The 16,497-nt window shown below is 55.1% G+C and carries 17 protein-coding genes; 12 read left to right on the top strand and 5 right to left on the bottom strand.

The window, feature by feature from the left end; translation table 11 throughout:
- Positions 1-43: 43 nt before the first annotated feature.
- The 4 genes from trkA to def all read right to left on the bottom strand — a co-directional run bounded on the left by trkA (position 44) and on the right by def (position 4,287).
- A complete protein-coding gene (trkA, locus tag LC073_RS04245; protein ID WP_226643831.1) occupies positions 44-1,429 on the bottom strand; it encodes a Trk system potassium transporter TrkA in 1,386 nt (461 codons plus the stop codon).
- Positions 1,430-1,459: 30 nt separating this feature from the next.
- Positions 1,460-2,767, bottom strand: coding sequence for a 16S rRNA (cytosine(967)-C(5))-methyltransferase RsmB (rsmB, locus tag LC073_RS04240; protein WP_226643829.1), 1,308 nt, complete (start codon positions 2,765-2,767; stop codon positions 1,460-1,462).
- Positions 2,764-3,717 carry a methionyl-tRNA formyltransferase gene (gene fmt, locus LC073_RS04235; RefSeq protein WP_226643827.1) on the bottom strand — a complete coding sequence of 318 codons (954 nt, stop codon included), beginning with the start codon at positions 3,715-3,717 and terminating at the stop codon, positions 2,764-2,766. Before fmt ends, rsmB begins: the two co-directional genes overlap by 4 nt.
- Positions 3,718-3,780: 63 nt before the next feature.
- Positions 3,781-4,287, bottom strand: coding sequence for a peptide deformylase (gene def / locus LC073_RS04230; RefSeq protein WP_226643825.1), 507 nt, complete (start codon positions 4,285-4,287; stop codon positions 3,781-3,783).
- 182 nt (positions 4,288-4,469) lie between these two features.
- Here def and LC073_RS04225 point away from each other — a divergent pair, with 182 nt between their 5' ends.
- The 9 genes from LC073_RS04225 (at position 4,470) to LC073_RS04185 (ending at position 12,242) form a co-directional block, all read left to right on the top strand.
- Positions 4,470-5,540: a LysM peptidoglycan-binding domain-containing protein gene (locus tag LC073_RS04225; RefSeq protein ID WP_226643823.1), complete on the top strand. Its 1,071-nt coding sequence runs from the start codon at positions 4,470-4,472 to the stop codon at positions 5,538-5,540.
- Between the two features lie 105 nt (positions 5,541-5,645).
- A complete protein-coding gene (gene dprA, locus LC073_RS04220) occupies positions 5,646-6,791 on the top strand; it encodes a DNA-processing protein DprA (RefSeq protein WP_226643821.1) in 1,146 nt (381 codons plus the stop codon).
- A gap of 88 nt (positions 6,792-6,879) precedes the next feature.
- Positions 6,880-8,313, top strand: a complete 1,434-nt coding sequence (locus LC073_RS04215; RefSeq protein ID WP_226643819.1) for a catalase — start codon at positions 6,880-6,882, stop codon at positions 8,311-8,313.
- A gap of 153 nt (positions 8,314-8,466) precedes the next feature.
- Entirely contained in the window at positions 8,467-8,982 is a 516-nt protein-coding gene (purE, locus tag LC073_RS04210) for a 5-(carboxyamino)imidazole ribonucleotide mutase (RefSeq protein ID WP_226643817.1), read from the top strand.
- 13 nt (positions 8,983-8,995) lie between these two features.
- Complete coding sequence (locus LC073_RS04205) at positions 8,996-9,562, top strand: L-threonylcarbamoyladenylate synthase (RefSeq protein WP_226643815.1); 567 nt, start codon at positions 8,996-8,998, stop codon at positions 9,560-9,562.
- Positions 9,563-9,589: 27 nt separating this feature from the next.
- The gene (gene hemF / locus LC073_RS04200; protein WP_226643814.1) at positions 9,590-10,495 is read left to right on the top strand and encodes an oxygen-dependent coproporphyrinogen oxidase; all 906 of its coding nucleotides are present in this window, start codon (positions 9,590-9,592) and stop codon (positions 10,493-10,495) included.
- Between the two features lie 28 nt (positions 10,496-10,523).
- Positions 10,524-10,976 carry a hypothetical protein gene (locus LC073_RS04195; protein WP_226643813.1) on the top strand — a complete coding sequence of 151 codons (453 nt, stop codon included), beginning with the start codon at positions 10,524-10,526 and terminating at the stop codon, positions 10,974-10,976.
- Positions 10,973-11,794 (top strand): shikimate dehydrogenase, encoded by an 822-nt coding sequence (aroE, locus tag LC073_RS04190; protein WP_226643812.1) that lies wholly within the window; start codon positions 10,973-10,975, stop codon positions 11,792-11,794. Before LC073_RS04195 ends, aroE begins: the two co-directional genes overlap by 4 nt.
- 46 nt (positions 11,795-11,840) lie before the next feature.
- Positions 11,841-12,242 carry a hypothetical protein gene (locus tag LC073_RS04185; RefSeq protein ID WP_226643811.1) on the top strand — a complete coding sequence of 134 codons (402 nt, stop codon included), beginning with the start codon at positions 11,841-11,843 and terminating at the stop codon, positions 12,240-12,242.
- A gap of 240 nt (positions 12,243-12,482) precedes the next feature.
- Here LC073_RS04185 and LC073_RS04180 read toward each other — a convergent pair whose 3' ends face one another.
- The gene (locus LC073_RS04180) at positions 12,483-13,037 is read right to left on the bottom strand and encodes a gamma carbonic anhydrase family protein (protein ID WP_226643810.1); all 555 of its coding nucleotides are present in this window, start codon (positions 13,035-13,037) and stop codon (positions 12,483-12,485) included.
- A 65-nt stretch (positions 13,038-13,102) separates the two neighbouring features.
- On the opposite strand from LC073_RS04180, the gene LC073_RS04175 reads away from it, so the two are divergent.
- From LC073_RS04175 to LC073_RS04165, 3 genes are read left to right on the top strand one after another with little or no spacing between them, the layout of a single operon-like run.
- Positions 13,103-15,151, top strand: coding sequence for a M3 family metallopeptidase (locus tag LC073_RS04175; RefSeq protein ID WP_226643809.1), 2,049 nt, complete (start codon positions 13,103-13,105; stop codon positions 15,149-15,151).
- A 35-nt stretch (positions 15,152-15,186) separates the two neighbouring features.
- Positions 15,187-15,462: a YheV family putative zinc ribbon protein gene (locus LC073_RS04170; protein ID WP_226643808.1), complete on the top strand. Its 276-nt coding sequence runs from the start codon at positions 15,187-15,189 to the stop codon at positions 15,460-15,462.
- A complete protein-coding gene (locus LC073_RS04165; RefSeq protein WP_226643807.1) occupies positions 15,462-16,292 on the top strand; it encodes a hypothetical protein in 831 nt (276 codons plus the stop codon). The genes LC073_RS04170 and LC073_RS04165 overlap by 1 nt, the downstream gene beginning before the upstream one ends.
- Positions 16,293-16,497 lie beyond the last annotated feature (205 nt).

Raw genomic sequence — 16,497 nt, 5'->3', positions numbered from 1 at the left:
ACGGCGGAGATAGTGATCGCCGGGTTCATCAATACGCCCCGGCTCAGAAGAAACCGAAGCCAACCTGGAACAATTGCTCCACATGGCGTGTCTGGCGGCGATCCACCAGAAATACAATCACGTGATCGTTGCTCTGTACAATCACATCGTCGTGGGCCATTAACACTTCGCTGCCGTTTACTGTTTCGCGCACTATGGCGCCAATGGAGGCACCCTCCGGCAGGTCGATATCCTCGATTTTCTTTCCGACCACCTTTGAGGTGCGCTCATCGCCGTGGGCGACCACCTCGATCGCTTCGGCGGCGCCGCGGCGCAGGGAATGCACATTGACCATATCACCGCGGCGCACATGGGTAAGCAGGCTGCCGATGGTATTTTGTTGGGGCGAAATGGCAATATCAATTTCACCGCCCTGCACCAGGTCAACGTAGGCGCGATTGTTGATCAGCGTCATCACCTTGCGCGCGCCCAGGCGCTTGGCCAAAAGAGACGACATGATGTTAGCTTCGTCTTCATTGGTGAGGGCGAGGAAAACATCGGTGTCCTCGATATTTTCCTCAAGCAACAATTCCTGATCGGAGGCGCTGCCGTGCAGGATAATGGTGTGGGACAACTCCTCGGATAAAAACACACAGCGCTCATGGCTCTGCTCGATAATCTTGACCGAGTAGCGGTTCTCAAGCTTAGTGGCGAGACGCAGGCCGATATTACCGCCACCGGCAATTATCACGCGTTTATAACCGTGTTCCAGGCGGCGCAGCTCGCTCATTACCGCGCGAATATCGGCTCGTGCGGCGATAAAAAATACTTCGTCGCCGGCTTCAATCACCGTATCCCCCTGGGGAATAATCGGCCGGTTGCGCCGGTAGATGGCCGCAACACGGGTATCCACCTTGGGCATATGCTCGCGCAGATAGCGCAGCTGGTGTCCCACCAAGGGGCCGCCCTGAACTGCCAGCACCGTGACCAACTGCACGCGGCCACTGGCAAAGTCCAGTACCTGTAGCGCGCCGGGGTTTTCCATTAAACGCGCGATATATTCGGAGACCAACTGCTCGGGGCTGATCAGCACGTCGATGGGAATGGCTTGGTTGTCGAACAACTGGGGATATTGCAGATAAGAGGAGGCGCGCACGCGCGCGATTTTGGTGGGCACACGGAACAACGAGTGGGCAATCTGGCAGGCCGCCATATTGGTTTCATCGTTATTGGTTACTGCCACCAGAATATCGGCATCCTCAATACCGGCTTTCAGCAGTACATCTGGGTGCGATGCGTGGCCGTTGACCACGCCGATATCAATGCGGTCGCGCAGCTCACGCAGGGTTTTATCATTGCTGTCCACCAGGACAATATCATTGCGTTCGGAGGCCAGGGCTTCCGCTAGTGAGCCGCCCACCTGGCCGGCGCCGAGAATGACAATTTTCATATCGGATAAGACCCGCGGCTAGCGCTGCTGTTATTCGGCTTTGTTGAGCAGAGCGTAGTAGAAACCGTCGCCGCCACCGTTATGGGGTAACAGTTGCATTCCCGCAACTTGCTTTTCACCCCAGGACTTACCGTGCAGCAGTTCCGGAGTATTGTCGCTCGCATCCTTGATCTCCGCAATGAAGGCGGCGACAACTTCGCTATTTTCGGCTGGCAGCACCGAGCAGGTGGCGTAAAGCAGGCTGCCGCCGGGTTTGAGCAGTGCCCAGGTGGCGCGCAGTATTTCCGCCTGCAGCTTGGCCAGCTCGGCGATATCCTCGGCGCGGCGCAATAGTTTGATATCCGGGTTACGGCGGATGACTCCTGTGGCGGAGCAGGGCGCGTCGAGCAGGATACGGTCGTACTGTTGCCCGTCCCACCAGGCATCGGCCGCGGCCGCGTCGGCGCAGATCAATTGTGCGGAGAGGCCGCAACGCTCCAGGTTTTCCTGTACCCGGTCGAGGCGCTCCTCCTCGATATCGAGGGCGCTCAATTCGATTGAGGGTTGCTGTTCCAGCAGATGACAGCTCTTGCCTCCGGGCGCGGCGCAGGCATCCAGTACCCGCTCGCCTTCACGTGGGGCCAGCAGTTGTGCCGCCAGCTGGGCGGATTCATCCTGCACACTCACCAGGCCCTCGGCAAAACCGGGCAGAATGCCCACCGGCACTGCCTCGAGCAGGGTGATACCCACGGGCGAAAGAGCACAGGCTTCGGCAGACAGCCCGGTTTCGTCGAGCTGCTGCAGGTAATCCTCGCGGGAGATGCGCGCGCTATTGACCCTCAGGGTCATGGGCGGATTGGTATTGTTGGCGCGGAAAATTTCCGACGCCTGGGTTGGCCAGGCGGCTTTGATCGCCTGTTGCAGCCAGGCCGGGTGCACAGAGCTGAATTGTGGGTTGCCGGATAATTTTCTCTGCAAGTGTTCGCTTTCGCGCAGGGCGTTGCGCAGCACACCGTTGATCAGGCCGGTGGCGCGATCCAGTTTAAGGCTGCGGGCAGCGTTAACTGTGGCAGAGATAGCTGCGTGATCGGGGATGCGGGTATATTCCAGCTGATAGAGCCCCAGCAGGATCAGAGCACTCACCAGGCTATCACTGGGAGTTTTGCGCAGCAGTTTCGCAGCGATCAGTTGCAGGCGCGGGGCAGTGCGAGCACAGCCGTAACAAAGTTCACGCAACAGGGGGCGGTCGCGCTCCTCAACCTTGTCCTCGGCTTTTGGTAACAGGCGCGCCAGTGAACCTTGCGCTTCCAGCAGCGCGGCCACTACCCGGGCCGCTTCGGCGCGTACATCTCTACTCATAATGATCCCAATTGTGTGCCTGGGGCAAATAGCGCCCGGTAGCCTTTCAAAATTTCTGTTGCGGGCAGTGCCTTTTTACCGGGCAACTGCAGTATTTGCAGGCGCAGGGCCTCTCGACCACAGGCCACCAGGATGCCTTCATCGTCACAGGCCAAAACAGTGCCGGGCGTATCGCTGTGGCAGCCGCGTTCAAGGCTGGCGCTATAGATACGCAGGCGTTGCTCGCCTTTGCTATCGCTAAAGGTGGTCCAGCACACAGGGAAAGGGTTGAAGGCGCGGATCTGGCGCTGAAGTTCCTGCGCCGGGCGCTGCCAGTCGATGCGCGCTTCCTCTTTGGTGATTTTATTGGCGTAGTTGGCCGTTGTATCATCCTGGACTTCCGGCTTGGCCGTGCCTAACGCCAGTTGCGCCAGGGCCTCGATCAGGGCCGGTCCGCCGAGTTCGGCGAGTTTGTCGTGCAGGCTGCCGCCCGTTTCTTTTTCAGTGATGTCGCAGCGGCGCTCCACCAGCACTGGACCTGTATCCAGTCCGGCCTCCATTTGCATAATTGCCACACCACTCTGGCTGTCACCTGCCTCAACGGCACGTTGGATGGGAGCGGCGCCGCGCCAGCGCGGCAGTAGGGAAGCGTGTACGTTGATACAGCCCAATCGAGGGTTGTCCAGCACCGTCTGCGGCAGGATCAGACCATAGGCCACCACCACCATAATATCGGCGCCGAGCGCCGCTAGTTCTTCTTGGGCTGCCTGGTCGCGCAGGCTCTGTGGCTGATACACGGGGATATCGTGGGAGAGGGCCAGCTGCTTGACCGGACTTGCCAGCAGTTTCTTGCCGCGCCCCGCCGGCCTGTCTGGTTGGGTGTAAACGGCAATGACGTGGTGGTCGCTATCGAGCAGCGCCTGCAGGTGCACGGCGGCAAAGTCCGGCGTGCCGGCAAAAATGATATTCACTGGCGGATTCTCAAATCGAGGGGTGGAGATGGCGCCGGGCCAGCCGGCGGCCAGTTCTTTATGTCAGGCGCGTCGGCGCTGGGACTTTTCCAGCTTGGAGCGAATGCGGTTGCGCTTGAGTGGGGAGATGTAATCCACGAATAGCTTGCCATCCAGGTGATCGACTTCATGCTGGATACACACTGCCAGCAGTCCCTCAGCTTCTATGGCAAAGGGTTCGCCGTTGCGGTCCAGAGCCTTGATTCGCACCTTGCGTGGGCGTTCCACCGTCTCGTAGAAGCCGGGTACCGAAAGGCAGCCCTCATCGTACTGATGGATTTCTTCCTCTAACACCTCGATTTCGGGGTTGATAAAGGCCAACGGTTCGCTGTTGTCCTCAGAGATATCCACCACCACGATACGCTCATGGACATTGACCTGAGTCGCGGCAAGACCAATACCAGGTGCCGCGTACATGGTTTCGAACATGTCTTCTAGCAGCTGGCGGTGCGCGTCGGTGACTTTTGCGACGGGTTTGGCGATCTCACGCAGGCGCGGATCGGGAAATTCCAGTATCTCGAGTTTAGCCATAACACCTGTGACAAACTTCTAGTATTCGTTGAACGTGCGCTGATAACATTATGATCGCGCTCAATATTTACCGAGTGGACCCCGATTTTCGCTGGCGCCGCGCGCCCGGGGCTGGCCACATTTCCTGTGAAGGGTGACCCGGCGCTGAGAATTATAGCGATAAAGAGCATAGGAATGCTTCCATGAAAAAAATAATCCTGGCCGCCGTCTCGATGTTGGCGGTCGCCCTTGGCACCCAAGCGCAGGATCAGGTGCGCCTGAATCCCAGCCACCCGGATGCCTATGTTGTGCAAAAGGGCGATACCCTATGGGATATCTCCAGTGAATTTCTGGTACAGCCCTGGTATTGGCCGGAGATCTGGCAAGTCAACCCGCAGGTTGAGAACCCCCACTTGATCTTCCCCGGCGACAGCTTGCGCCTGGTGTATGTAGATGGTCAGCCACAACTGCAACTACAGCGCGGACCGCGTGCCTATCAATTGTCACCGGGTGCAAACGGCAATCGCCTGACACCTCAGATTCGCCGTGAGGCGGTAGAGGATGCTATCCCGGCAATTCCCCTGGATGCTATCAATGCTTTCCTGTCGCGCACCCGTATCGTCGAGCCAGATGCCTTCGAGGGCACGCCTTATATTGTGTCCGGTTCCGATAACCACATTCTTATGGGCGCGGGTGATACCATCTATGCGCGCGGTGAATTCGAGGTGCCCCTGGCTTCCTATGGCCTCTACCGCCCAGGCCCTGTGTATGTAGACCCCGTCAGTAATGAGACTCTGGGACGCCAGGCGTTGGGTGTGGGTGAGGTGGATTTGCTGCAGCTGGATCCGGATAACCGGCCTGGATTCTCTGTCGCCACTCTGGGCGTGGCCAGTACCGCCCGCGAGATCCGCCTTGAGGATCATTTGATGCCGGTGGAAGAGCGTTCTATTGACGCGCTCTTCCATCCCAGTGCTCCCGCAGTGACGGTAAATGGCTTAATTGTGGGTGTGGATGAGGGTGTGACCCAGATCGGCAAGCTTGACGTGGTCATCCTCAACCTGGGGGAGCGCGATGGCATAGTGCCCGGCAATGTGATGGCCGTTTATAAGCGCGGCTCTATGGTTCGTGATCGCATTGCCGGGGACAGCGTAAAACTTCCAGATGAACGCGCTGGCGAGATGATGGTTTTCCGCACCTTTGAGAAGATGAGCCTGGCGTTGATTCTCGAAGCCGATCGCCCCCTGGCGGTGATGGACTCGGTGCGCAACCCATAACAAGTAGATGTAAGTAGAGATAGAGAGTGCGGTGACTCTTGCTGTTTGGAGTGCCGCACCGCTGAATAGCCACTTTCCATCAAAACAGACAAAACGGTAAGCTGCATGGATGCGTTGACCGCCAGTATAGCCCTGCTGCGCCTTGAGGGTTTGGGCCCTGCCCGTTACTGGCAGCTGCTAGAGCATTTCGATAGCCCCGATCGGGCTCTACTGCAATTTCCCCCAACTTTGTTAAGCAAACTGCCGCCACGGGCGCAATCCCAATGGCGAGAGTGTTGCCGTCTTGGTGCCCAGAGCGAGTTGTTGGAGTGGGTGGCTGCCGAACGAGCCCGCTGTGCGCAAATCGGTGTGCAGCTGGTGCACCACGATGATATGGACTACCCGGACTTACTTGCGGAAATCTCGCGACCGCCACCATTACTGTATTTACGCGGTGCCCGCGCCGCTCTCTCTATACCCCAGATCGCTATTGTCGGTGCGCGTCGTGCCACCACCGCCGGCTTGGATAATGCCCGCAGCTTTGCCATGGAGCTGGCCCGCTCCGGTTTTGCTATCACTTCAGGGCTGGCTCTGGGAGTGGATACGGCAGCGCACCAGGGGGCATTGAGAGGTGAGGGGGTCACGATTGCGGTGTTGGGCAGCGGCGTCGACTCCGTCTACCCCCGCCAAAACCGAGTCCTGGCCGAAGATATCCTTGCCGCTGGCGGCGCTATTGTCAGCGAATTGCCACTCGGCAGCGGTGCCGAGGCGAAAAATTTCCCGCGTCGCAACCGGATAATCAGCGGGCTCTCCATGGGAGTATTGCTGGTAGAGGCAGCGGTGCGATCGGGCTCACTGATTACCGCGCGCCTGGCGCTGGAACAAAATCGCGAGGTCTTCGCCATACCCGGCTCTATTCACAACCCTATGGCCAGGGGCTGCCATCACTTGATTCGAGAAGGGGCGACATTGGTGGAAACCAGTGCAGATATTGCCGGACAGCTGGGCGGCTTGTTGTCTGAGTCCGTAAAGAGTGAAGTCACAATTAGGGTAGCGCTTGACAATCAACAACAGGAATTACTGTTAGCCCTGCAGGGCGGTCCACGCAGTATTGAACAGCTGGCGGCGGATACCGGGGAGTCCACCGGTGAACTGATGGCGCTGTTGCTGCAAATGGAGTTGGAGGGGCTGTTGGAGCAGTTGCCCGGCGGTTATCAGCTGACAGTGCAGGGCGCAAGTTGCTGTCTTCGGGGCGAGGGCGTAACCACTTAAATCATCCTAGAGGCTGCAGCCGCCGGATGGTTCGCGAACCATTGGCACAGCGTTAATACTCAGTGGATTCTCAAACAGGAGGCAGGTTATGGCGGATAAACCCAAACTCACCACCGATGCCGGCGCGTCCATTCCGGATAATCAAAATAGTTTGACTGCGGGCCCACGAGGGCCGCTATTAATTCAGGATTATCAGCTGCTGGAGAAACTCGGCCATCAGAATCGCGAGCGGATTCCCGAACGCACCGTACATGCTAAAGGGTGGGGGGCTTACGGCACACTGCGCATCACCGGGGATATCGGCAAATACACTTGTGCCAAGGTACTGAAGAAGGGCGCAGAAACACCGATGATCGCCCGTTTTTCTACGGTGGCCGGGGAGTTGGGGGCGGCAGATGCCGAGCGCGATGTGCGTGGATTTGCCCTGAAGTTCTATACCGAGGAGGGCAACTGGGACCTGGTAGGCAATAACACCCCCGTCTTTTTCGTACGCGACCCCTACAAGTTCCCCGATTTTATCCACACGCAAAAACGCCATCCCCGCAGTCACCTGCGCTCCCCCACCGCCATGTGGGATTTCTGGTCGCTGTCCCCGGAAAGTCTGCACCAGGTTACGATCCTCTTCTCCGACCGCGGCCTTCCGATTTCACCCATGCATATGAACGGTTACGGTTCCCATACTTACTCTCTGTGGAACAGTGCTGGTGAGCGCTTCTGGGTGAAGTTTCATTTCAAGACCCGCCAGGGACACAAGTTCCATACCGATGCCGAAGCGGAGGAGGTGGTTGGTCGCACCCGTGAGAGCTACCAGGAGGCGTTGTTCGGTGCAATTGAGAAGGGCGATTACCCCAAGTGGAGCCTTCAGGTACAAATAATGCCGGAAGCTGAAGCGGCCAAGACAGCTTACAATCCATTCGATCTGACCAAAGTGTGGCCCCACGGGGATTACCCAATGATCGAGGTTGGCGAGATGGAGTTAAATCGCAATCCCGATGACTATTTTGCCGAGTTGGAGCAGGCCGCCTTCTCTCCTTCAAACATTGTGCCGGGTATTAGTTTTTCCCCAGATAAAATGTTGCAGGCGCGAGTGTTTTCCTACGCCGATGCCCACCGCCACCGCCTGGGTACTCACTATGAAAATTTGCCGGTCAATGCACCGCACTGCCCGGTGCATAACTACTACCGCGATGGCGAGATGAATACCACGGGAATTCGCACGGGTAATCCCGACGCCTATTACGAGCCCAACAGTTTCAATGGCCCTCAGGAAGACCCCAGTGCCAAGGAGCCTCCACTGGCGCTTTCTGGCACCGCCGATCGTTACGATCATCGCGAGGGCAACGATGATTACAGCCAGGTCCGGGCGCTCTTCAATCTTTTCGATGACGGCGAAAAGCAGCGGCTTTTTGGCAATATTGCAAGGGCCATGGCTGGGGTTCCAGATGAGATAGTGCAGAGGCAATTGGCTGAGTTTCACAAGGTGGACCCGGATTACGCCGCAGGTGTTAAAGCCGCATTGTGAGCCTGGCTAAAGTTTCAGCGCTGGTGGCCTAATAAAGGGAGACTGTGGATAAACGATTGCTCCGGGGGAGACGTTCGGCAACACCTTGTGCGCGGCTGCGCAATCCGCTAGATTGCGGCGCTTCCCCCCGCTTTGACAGTTAAGAGAGTTGAAATGAGCAAGCCTTTTGTAGCGATCCTGATGGGGTCCGACTCCGATCTGCCAGTAATGGAAGCCGCTTTCGGTGTACTGGAGACATTCGACATTCCCTTTGAAGTAAAAGTCACCTCCGCCCACCGCACCCCCGAAGCGACTCACAGTTATGTGACTGATGCTGACAAGCGTGGGTGTGCTGCATTTATCTGTGCCGCTGGCATGGCTGCGCATCTGGCCGGTGCTGTTTCCGCCACTACTTTGAAGCCGGTAATCGGCGTGCCGATCAACGCTTCCCTGGATGGCCTGGATGCGCTTTTGTCCACTGTACAAATGCCCGGCGGTATTCCAGTTGCTACCGTGGCAATCGGCAAAGCAGGCGCCAAGAACGCTGCCTACCTGGCCGCCCAGATTATTGGTTCTTCCGATGCGGAAATGCACCAGAAGCTAGTAGATGAGCGTCGTGCAAACGCCGAGGCGATCATCGCCAAGGACGCGCAGCTGCAAAAAGACCTGCAGCAGCGTAAAGCCAAGTAACAGCGACACTGCCATGAGGTATTCACCGCTCGCTGTTAAGCAGGCCGCCCGCGCCTTGGCGGCGGGCGGTGTTATCGCTCACCCCACCGAATCCGTGTGGGGTCTCGCCTGCGATCCAAATAACTTGCAGGCCGTTAGGCGCCTGTTGCGCCTGAAAAACCGCCCATTGGAGAAAGGTCTGATCCTGGTTTCCGGTGAGGAGGAAAGTTTTAGCCAGTTGCTCGACCCCCTCAGCGCCGAGCAGCGCCAGCAGCTGCGGGAAACCTGGCCCGGCCCCGTGACTTGGCTGGTACCCCATAAAGGCCACGTACCCTATTGGGTCTGTGGCGCTCACCCCGCGGTGGCTCTGCGCCACACCGACCACTCTTTCACCGCTGCGTTAACACGGGCTTTTGGTGGTGCTATCGTATCTACCTCAGCCAATCCGGCGGGGTGCCAACCCGCACGGCATAAGTACCAGGTACTCCGCTATTTTGGTGATGCCCTCGACTATGTCGGTGGCGGTGCTACTGGTGGTCGAAAATCCCCTAGCGAGATTCGCGATCTACTCAGCGGCGAGCAGTTGCGCGCGGGTGGTTGATTTCTATAGAAGAGTTAGTGATTCCCCATGAGTGATATTGATACCAAGGAAGTAAAGGGTTACCTGCTGGATCTACAAGATCGTATCTGCAGCGCGCTGGGTAGCGAGGACGGCCGGGAGTTTCACGAGGACGCCTGGGAGAGGTCCGGTGGCGGCGGCGGCCGAACCCGCGTGCTGGAAGAGGGGAACCTGATTGAGAAAGGTGGGGTTAATTTCTCTCACGTCTATGGTGACGGCCTGCCGTCCTCTGCTACGGCCAGTCGCCCTGAGCTGGCTGGCTGCTCTTTTGAGGCGATGGGGGTTTCCCTGGTGATCCACCCACGCAACCCCTATGTGCCCACCAGCCATGCCAACGTACGGTTGTTTGTCGCCAAAAAACCTGGCGCGGAGCCGATTTGGTGGTTTGGAGGGGGCTACGACCTCACCCCTTACTACGGTTATGAAGAGGATGTGGTGCATTGGCACAGTACTGCCAAAAATGCCTGCTTCCCCTTTGGTGAAGAGGTATACCCACGCTTTAAGCAGTGGTGTGACAAGTATTTTTACCTCAAGCACCGCGATGAGGCCCGTGGAGTGGGGGGGCTTTTCTTTGATGATTTTAATGAGGGCGGTTTTGAGAACGCTTTCGCCTTGACTCGCGCCGTGGGTGACAGTTATCTGGAGGCTTACCTGCCCATTATTCAAAAGCGCAAGGATACGCCTTACGGTGAACGCGAGCGGGATTTCCAGCTGTACCGCCGTGGCCGTTATGTGGAGTTTAACCTGGTGTTCGATCGCGGCACTTTATTTGGCCTGCAGAGCGGTGGGCGTACCGAATCTATCCTTATGTCATTGCCCTCGCTTGTGAGTTGGAAGTACAACTGGCAGCCGGAACCAGGTTCCGCTGAGGAAAAGCTCTACACGGATTTTCTGCCGCATAGGGACTGGGTATAACCCGGATCAGGCACTAAGGAGGTTTGCCGTGCAACAAACGCGATTGGAAGCTATCAACTCATTATTCCTGGATTACAGGCGCCACTTTGAAACGGGTGATGCGGAGCAGATAGCCGATTATTACCGCTTCCCTCTGCATTATTACCGTGAAGATGGCAACAAATTGACGGTGGGTCGCAGCGCCTTTGTGCAGCAGGTCGAAAAGTTGCTCAACGCCTACAGGCGCCTTGAGGTGTGCCAAATTCTCGGTACGGTGACCGAGATTATCGAGTTGAACGATTACAGTAGCCTTGCCAGCGTGCGTTGGACCCTGTTACATCGCTGCGAGCAAAGCGACAAGACACTCGAACTCTACAGCTCCCACACCCGTTACCTGCTGACGGATACCGATCAGGGCCTTAAAGTCGACGCTTTGGTGATCGTCGATGAAAGCGCCAAGATCCGCGAAGCGGTCAGGGCGCGCAAGAGGACCCAGTCGTGAGCGACCGCTACGGAGTGGTAGGCAATCCCATCGACCACTCCCTCTCCCCACAAATTCACACCGCCTTTGCCGCTCAGACCGGGGAAGATCTGGTGTACGAGAAACTGCTCGCCCCACTCGATGGTTTTGCCGGCACCGTGCAGGCCTTTTTTACCGAGGGTGGTCGCGGTCTCAATGTAACAGTGCCGTTTAAGCTTGAAGCTTGCGAGCTGGCGGATGAGCTTACCGAGCGCGCCGCCGCCGCCGGCGCGGTAAATACCCTGGTGTCCGACGAGCATGGTAACCTGCTGGGTGACAATACCGATGGCGCCGGCTTGGTGGCGGATATCCGCGAAAACCTGGGTTGGGTGATTGAGGATAAGCGGGTATTACTCCTGGGCGCCGGTGGCGCCGCTCGTGGTGCACTATTGCCGCTACTGGCCGAGCGCCCCGCACAATTGCATATTGCCAATCGCACTGCCGCCAAGGCCTGCCAGCTGGCAGATGAATTTTCCCACTATGGCGCCATGACCGCAGGTGGGCTGGATGAGCTATGCGGTGGTTTCGATCTGGTAATCAATGCCAGTTCAGCAAGTCTGGATAATCAATTGCCCCCCCTGCCTGAAGACCTTCTCACAAGTTCTGGCCGGGCTTATGACATGGTCTACGGTGCAAAGCCGACGCCTTTTGTACACTGGGCCCGAGCACAGGGAGCTGAGGCGGCCGATGGTCTCGGCATGCTGGTGGGACAGGCGGCGGAAGCCTTCTTCCTATGGCGCGGAGTGAAGCCCCGTGTAGAACCGGTGTTGGCGCAGTTGCGGCGAACACTAAAAGCCTGATTAATTCGGCTGAAATCATAACAACAAAATTAAGGGGAAACTGGCTGTGCGCGAGTGGTTGCGTAATCTCTCTATGTGTTTTGCGGTGGGCTGTTTCGGCGGCCTCTGTTATGCCCTGGGTCTGTGGGCTATGGGCAGTTATGGTTTTACCCGGTGGTTGGGGGTAGACCTGGCGCCGCACCTCAGTAACACCTATCTCTACCAGCGAATTGTCTGGGGCGGGCTCTGTGGTCTATTGTTCCTGTTACCCTGGCGCAACGCTTGGCTTTTGCGCGGTGCCTTACTGTCACTGCTGCCAGCTGCTTTCCTGCTGTTCTACCTTCTGCCCCAGCGTGGCTACGACTATGGCGCTTTTGTGCTGGGAAGCATGACTCCTCTAGTGATTGTGCTCGCTTGTGCTATTGGCGGTATTGCCGCATCGGCGCTACTACGACTACAGGGCAAGTAAAGGACATCCAGGTAAGTAAATACCGCCGCAAGTGATTGCGGCGGCTTCTCCAATTAAGCCTCAAACCCTATTTCGAAAAGGCTACAGCTCAGGGTGTGGCCTATGGCTCTCTTGATGATGGGATAAACAGGGGCTGTGGCGACTCCCATGCCTGAAAATACCGTCTCTCTGGTGTGCACAAGGCTTTCGCAGTTAATCAGTATTAGATTGAGCATGGATGTTGAATCGCTCGGCGATGAGTTATTCACTATCTTGACGCAGATATTGATCCTTCAAATTCACATAGTTTTGCGCGGAATAGCTGAAAAACGCCTTCTCCTTTTCGGATAATGGGCGAGCTTTGCGACAGGGGGAACCCACATAGAGGTAGCCACTCTCCAGGGTTTTGCCTGGTGGTACCAGCGCGCCTGCCGCCAATACCACTTCGTCTTCAATCACAGCACCGTCCAGTACGATGGCGCCGATACCGATCAAAATCCGGTTGCCGATAGTACAGCCATGCAGGCAGGCTTTGTGACCGATCGTGACGTCTTCGCCGATTATCAGCGGCCAACCCTCAGGGTTAAAGGGACCGGCATGGGTGATGTGCAATACCGCACCGTCTTGGACACTGGTACGTGCACCAACCTGAATACGATGCATATCCCCGCGAACCACCGCCATGGGCCATATGGAGCAATCATCACCCAGAGTGACGTCACCGATCACAGCCGACTGTGGGTCAATAAAAACGCGTTGGCCAAGTTGCGGGGTTTTCTTGCTCACAGAATCGTTGTGGCTGCGCAGTGGGGACATAAAGAAGCTCCTGTACAATGAATCCTCTATCATAGCTGTATCCTTTTTTGAGCACAGGGTCCCGTATGTCCAATCCACTGTTGAATATCCCTCTTCTCCCTCCGTTCAACCAGCTGCAGCCCGAACAGGTGAAGCCCGCCATTACAAAGCTCATCGAAGACTGCCAAAAGCAGTTGCAGCATGGTTTAGAGAACCCCGGCTGGGAGAGTACCCTGGAGCCGCTAGAGCAGGTTCAGGACCAACTCAATCGCGCTTTCTCACCTATCAGTCACCTCAACAGTGTGTTGAGTGGTGAATGGCGAGCACCCTATGAGGCAGCGCTCGCTCAGGTAACCGCCTATTGGACTGAGCAGGGGCAAAACCGCGAGCTGTATGAGGTATATCAACAACTGGCGGCATCCCCGGAATTTGCGAATTGGCCGCAGCCGCGAAAAAAATCGGTTGAGCTCGGCTTGCGGGATTTTGAATTGAGTGGGGTCGGCCTGGAGGGTGAGGCGCGGGAGCGATTTGCAGCGAACAGCAAGCGACTGTCGGAGCTCACCAGCCAGTTCGCCAATAATGTATTGGATGCGACCAATGCCTGGAGCTGGCATACCGAAAATGAGGCAGACTTAAGTGGTTTGCCGGAAACGGCTTTAGCGGCCGCGATGAGTGCGGCAAAGGCCAAAGGCAAAAATGGCTGGCTGATCACCCTGGAGGGGCCAAGCTATCTGGCGGTAATGACTCACGCGGAGAACCGCGAGTTGCGTCAGCTTGTACATACCGCATTCGCCAGCCGTGCCTCTGAGGTTGGGCCCAACGCTGGAGAGTTCGACAACTCAGAAGTGATGGAGTCTATTCTGGCTCTGCGCGCAGAGCAGGCCCGGCTGTTGGGCATGGCTAATTACGCAGAGTTATCTCTGGCCAGTAAAATGGCACCAAGTTGCGAACGCGTATTGGAATTTCTCAATGACCTGGCAAAGAGAGCCAAGCCTGCCGCCGAGCAGGAAATGGCAGAGTTGCGCAAATTTGCCAGTGAGGAATATCAACTCGAAGAACTTCAGCCCTGGGATATCGCCTGGGTTGCGGAAAAGCTCAAACAGCAGCGTTACGCGATTAGCCAGGAAGAGCTGCGGCCATACTTCCCTTATGCCAAGGTCGTCGAAGGCTTATTCGCGGTGGTGGAGAAACTGTTTGGCGTTACCGTGCAGGAAGATACGACTGTGGCAACCTGGCATAAGGATGTTCAGTTCTTCTGGTTGTACAGGGATGGTGAGCGTATTGCGGGCTTCTACCTGGATGCCTTTGCGCGGGAGAAGAAGCGTGGCGGGGCCTGGATGGATACCGTCACCACTCGTCGTCGAAGCGAAGATAGCTTACAGCTGCCGGTTGCCTATTTAGTGTGTAATTTTAGTCCCGCAGCGGGTGATATGCCCTCACTGCTGACACATTATGAAGTCACCACATTGTTCCATGAGTTCGGCCATGGTCTGCATCATATGCTGACGCAAATCGATGTAGCGGCGGTTTCCGGTATCAATGGTGTGGCCTGGGATGCGGTGGAAATGCCCAGCCAGTTCCTGGAAAATTGGTGCTGGCAGCCGCAGGCGATCGCCATGATTTCCGCACACTACCAAACTGGAGAAGCGCTGCCTGCAGAATTATTGGAAAAAATGCTCGCGGCAAAGAATTTCCAGTCAGCCATGTTCACTGTACGACAGTTGGAATTTGCATTATTTGATTTCCGTCTACATGCCAGTGAAGAGGCGATGGATGCGGAGAAAATCCAGCAACTGATAATGGCGGTGCGCTCTGAGGTGGCGGTAGTTCCTGTAGCGGAGGAAAATCGTTTCCAACATGGTTTCAGCCATATTTTTGCCGGTGGCTATGCTGCGGGATATTACAGCTATAAATGGGCAGAAGTACTGTCGGCGGACGCTTTCTCACTCTTTGAAGAACAGGGAATTTTCGATAGTGTTACCGGGGAAAGCTTTATGCACTCCATTCTTGAACAGGGCGGCAGCCGAGATGCGCTTGAGCTGTTTGTCGAGTTTCGCGGTAGGGAGCCTGATATTGATGCGCTGTTGCGTCATTCAGGTATTGAGCAGCTTGAATTAAATATCAGCCCGGCCTGAAAAGGCCACTAAATCATGTATGTTGAGCAGTAATCATGGTCGATCAGGAAAATTCTGGCGGGCACTCCAAAAAGCCCAAAAAACGTTTTATTGCTGGCGCAGTTTGTCCGCGTTGTAGTGAAATGGATCGAATAGTCAATTACCAGGAAGATGGGAAAAATTATCGAGAGTGTGTTTCTTGTGGATTTAAAGATGAGATTCGCCTGCAGTCCAATCCCTCTGAACTTTTAACTCGAGTGAGTACCGGGCAGAGAAAAGAAGCCGGTGAAGAGCCGGTGAAATTTATTCAACCTATAAAAAAAAATAAATAGTGAAAAAGGTACTTGCAGTTATAGCCGTACTCGTCGCCGCAGTTATTATTGGCTTGTACGGCTTGAATCATTATCGAAAAATACAAAAGCAGCAGCTGGAACTGACTTCACATCTACTGGCTAGTTGTGTTAACCAGGGGATTCTCAGTCTATTTCGTTTACAGGCAAATGATTGGAACAAAAATCCAGAACTCTATTTACAACAACAGCGTTCACTCACTGAGACTGTTGAGGCACTGCCACAGAAAATATTAGATGGGAAACCCTTCAAAGAGTGGGAATATGCTGTCGATATTTGTAATAAGTTAACAGGAAATAGCAATTTACAACATATCACAATATTCAGGCCTCTTGCTGATCTCGCTTCATTTGAAATGTCAGATGCCGCAACCTTTAAAAGCCGTAAATCACTTCGAAAACGTAAGAAAACTATTGGTGCCTTAAGAGAATCAGCGCAAGCGGCAGATAGGTACTTAAAAGATTTACGTAGCGATATTAACACACAGGTGCAAATTTATGGTTTCTCTGCTGAGGAAAAGGAGTTCATTAAAAAGCAAATAAATGCTGAAGTTCTGGACTATTATCAGCAAGGTAATTTTTCTCTAAATACCTTGAATGTTTACCTTGAAAGGCTCTCCTCTTTTTATAAATTAATGGCTGAAAATCCCAAAGCCTACACAGTTCGAAGTGGAAGCCTATATTTTTATGACCGTGAATTGAGGGGTAAGGTTGAAGGGTTGAATCGAGTGATTTTGCAGGGAGAAAATGCTTTTTTTGCCAACTATACTCAGATTTTAATTAGAAAACAGATATCAAGTCCGGAGCTATAAAAAATTGTGAGCGGGAATTAATACATTATTATACCCGCTCAGTATCAACCATCCTGAGATTATAGTTTTTATCTTTCTAAATTTATTACTTCGCGTAATTGATATTGCTATAAAACACTCTTATTAATAATTAGATCTAAAATTCGATAATTGTATGATGATGTAGTATTTATTATTTTTCGATAAAATGTTTTTCCCCACTGAT

The organism is Microbulbifer variabilis (genome assembly GCF_020524905.1).
Lineage (GTDB): Bacteria > Pseudomonadota > Gammaproteobacteria > Pseudomonadales > Cellvibrionaceae > Microbulbifer > Microbulbifer variabilis_A.
Note: the sequence above shows the minus strand (reverse complement) of the source record. Positions and strands in the feature narration are given on the sequence as shown.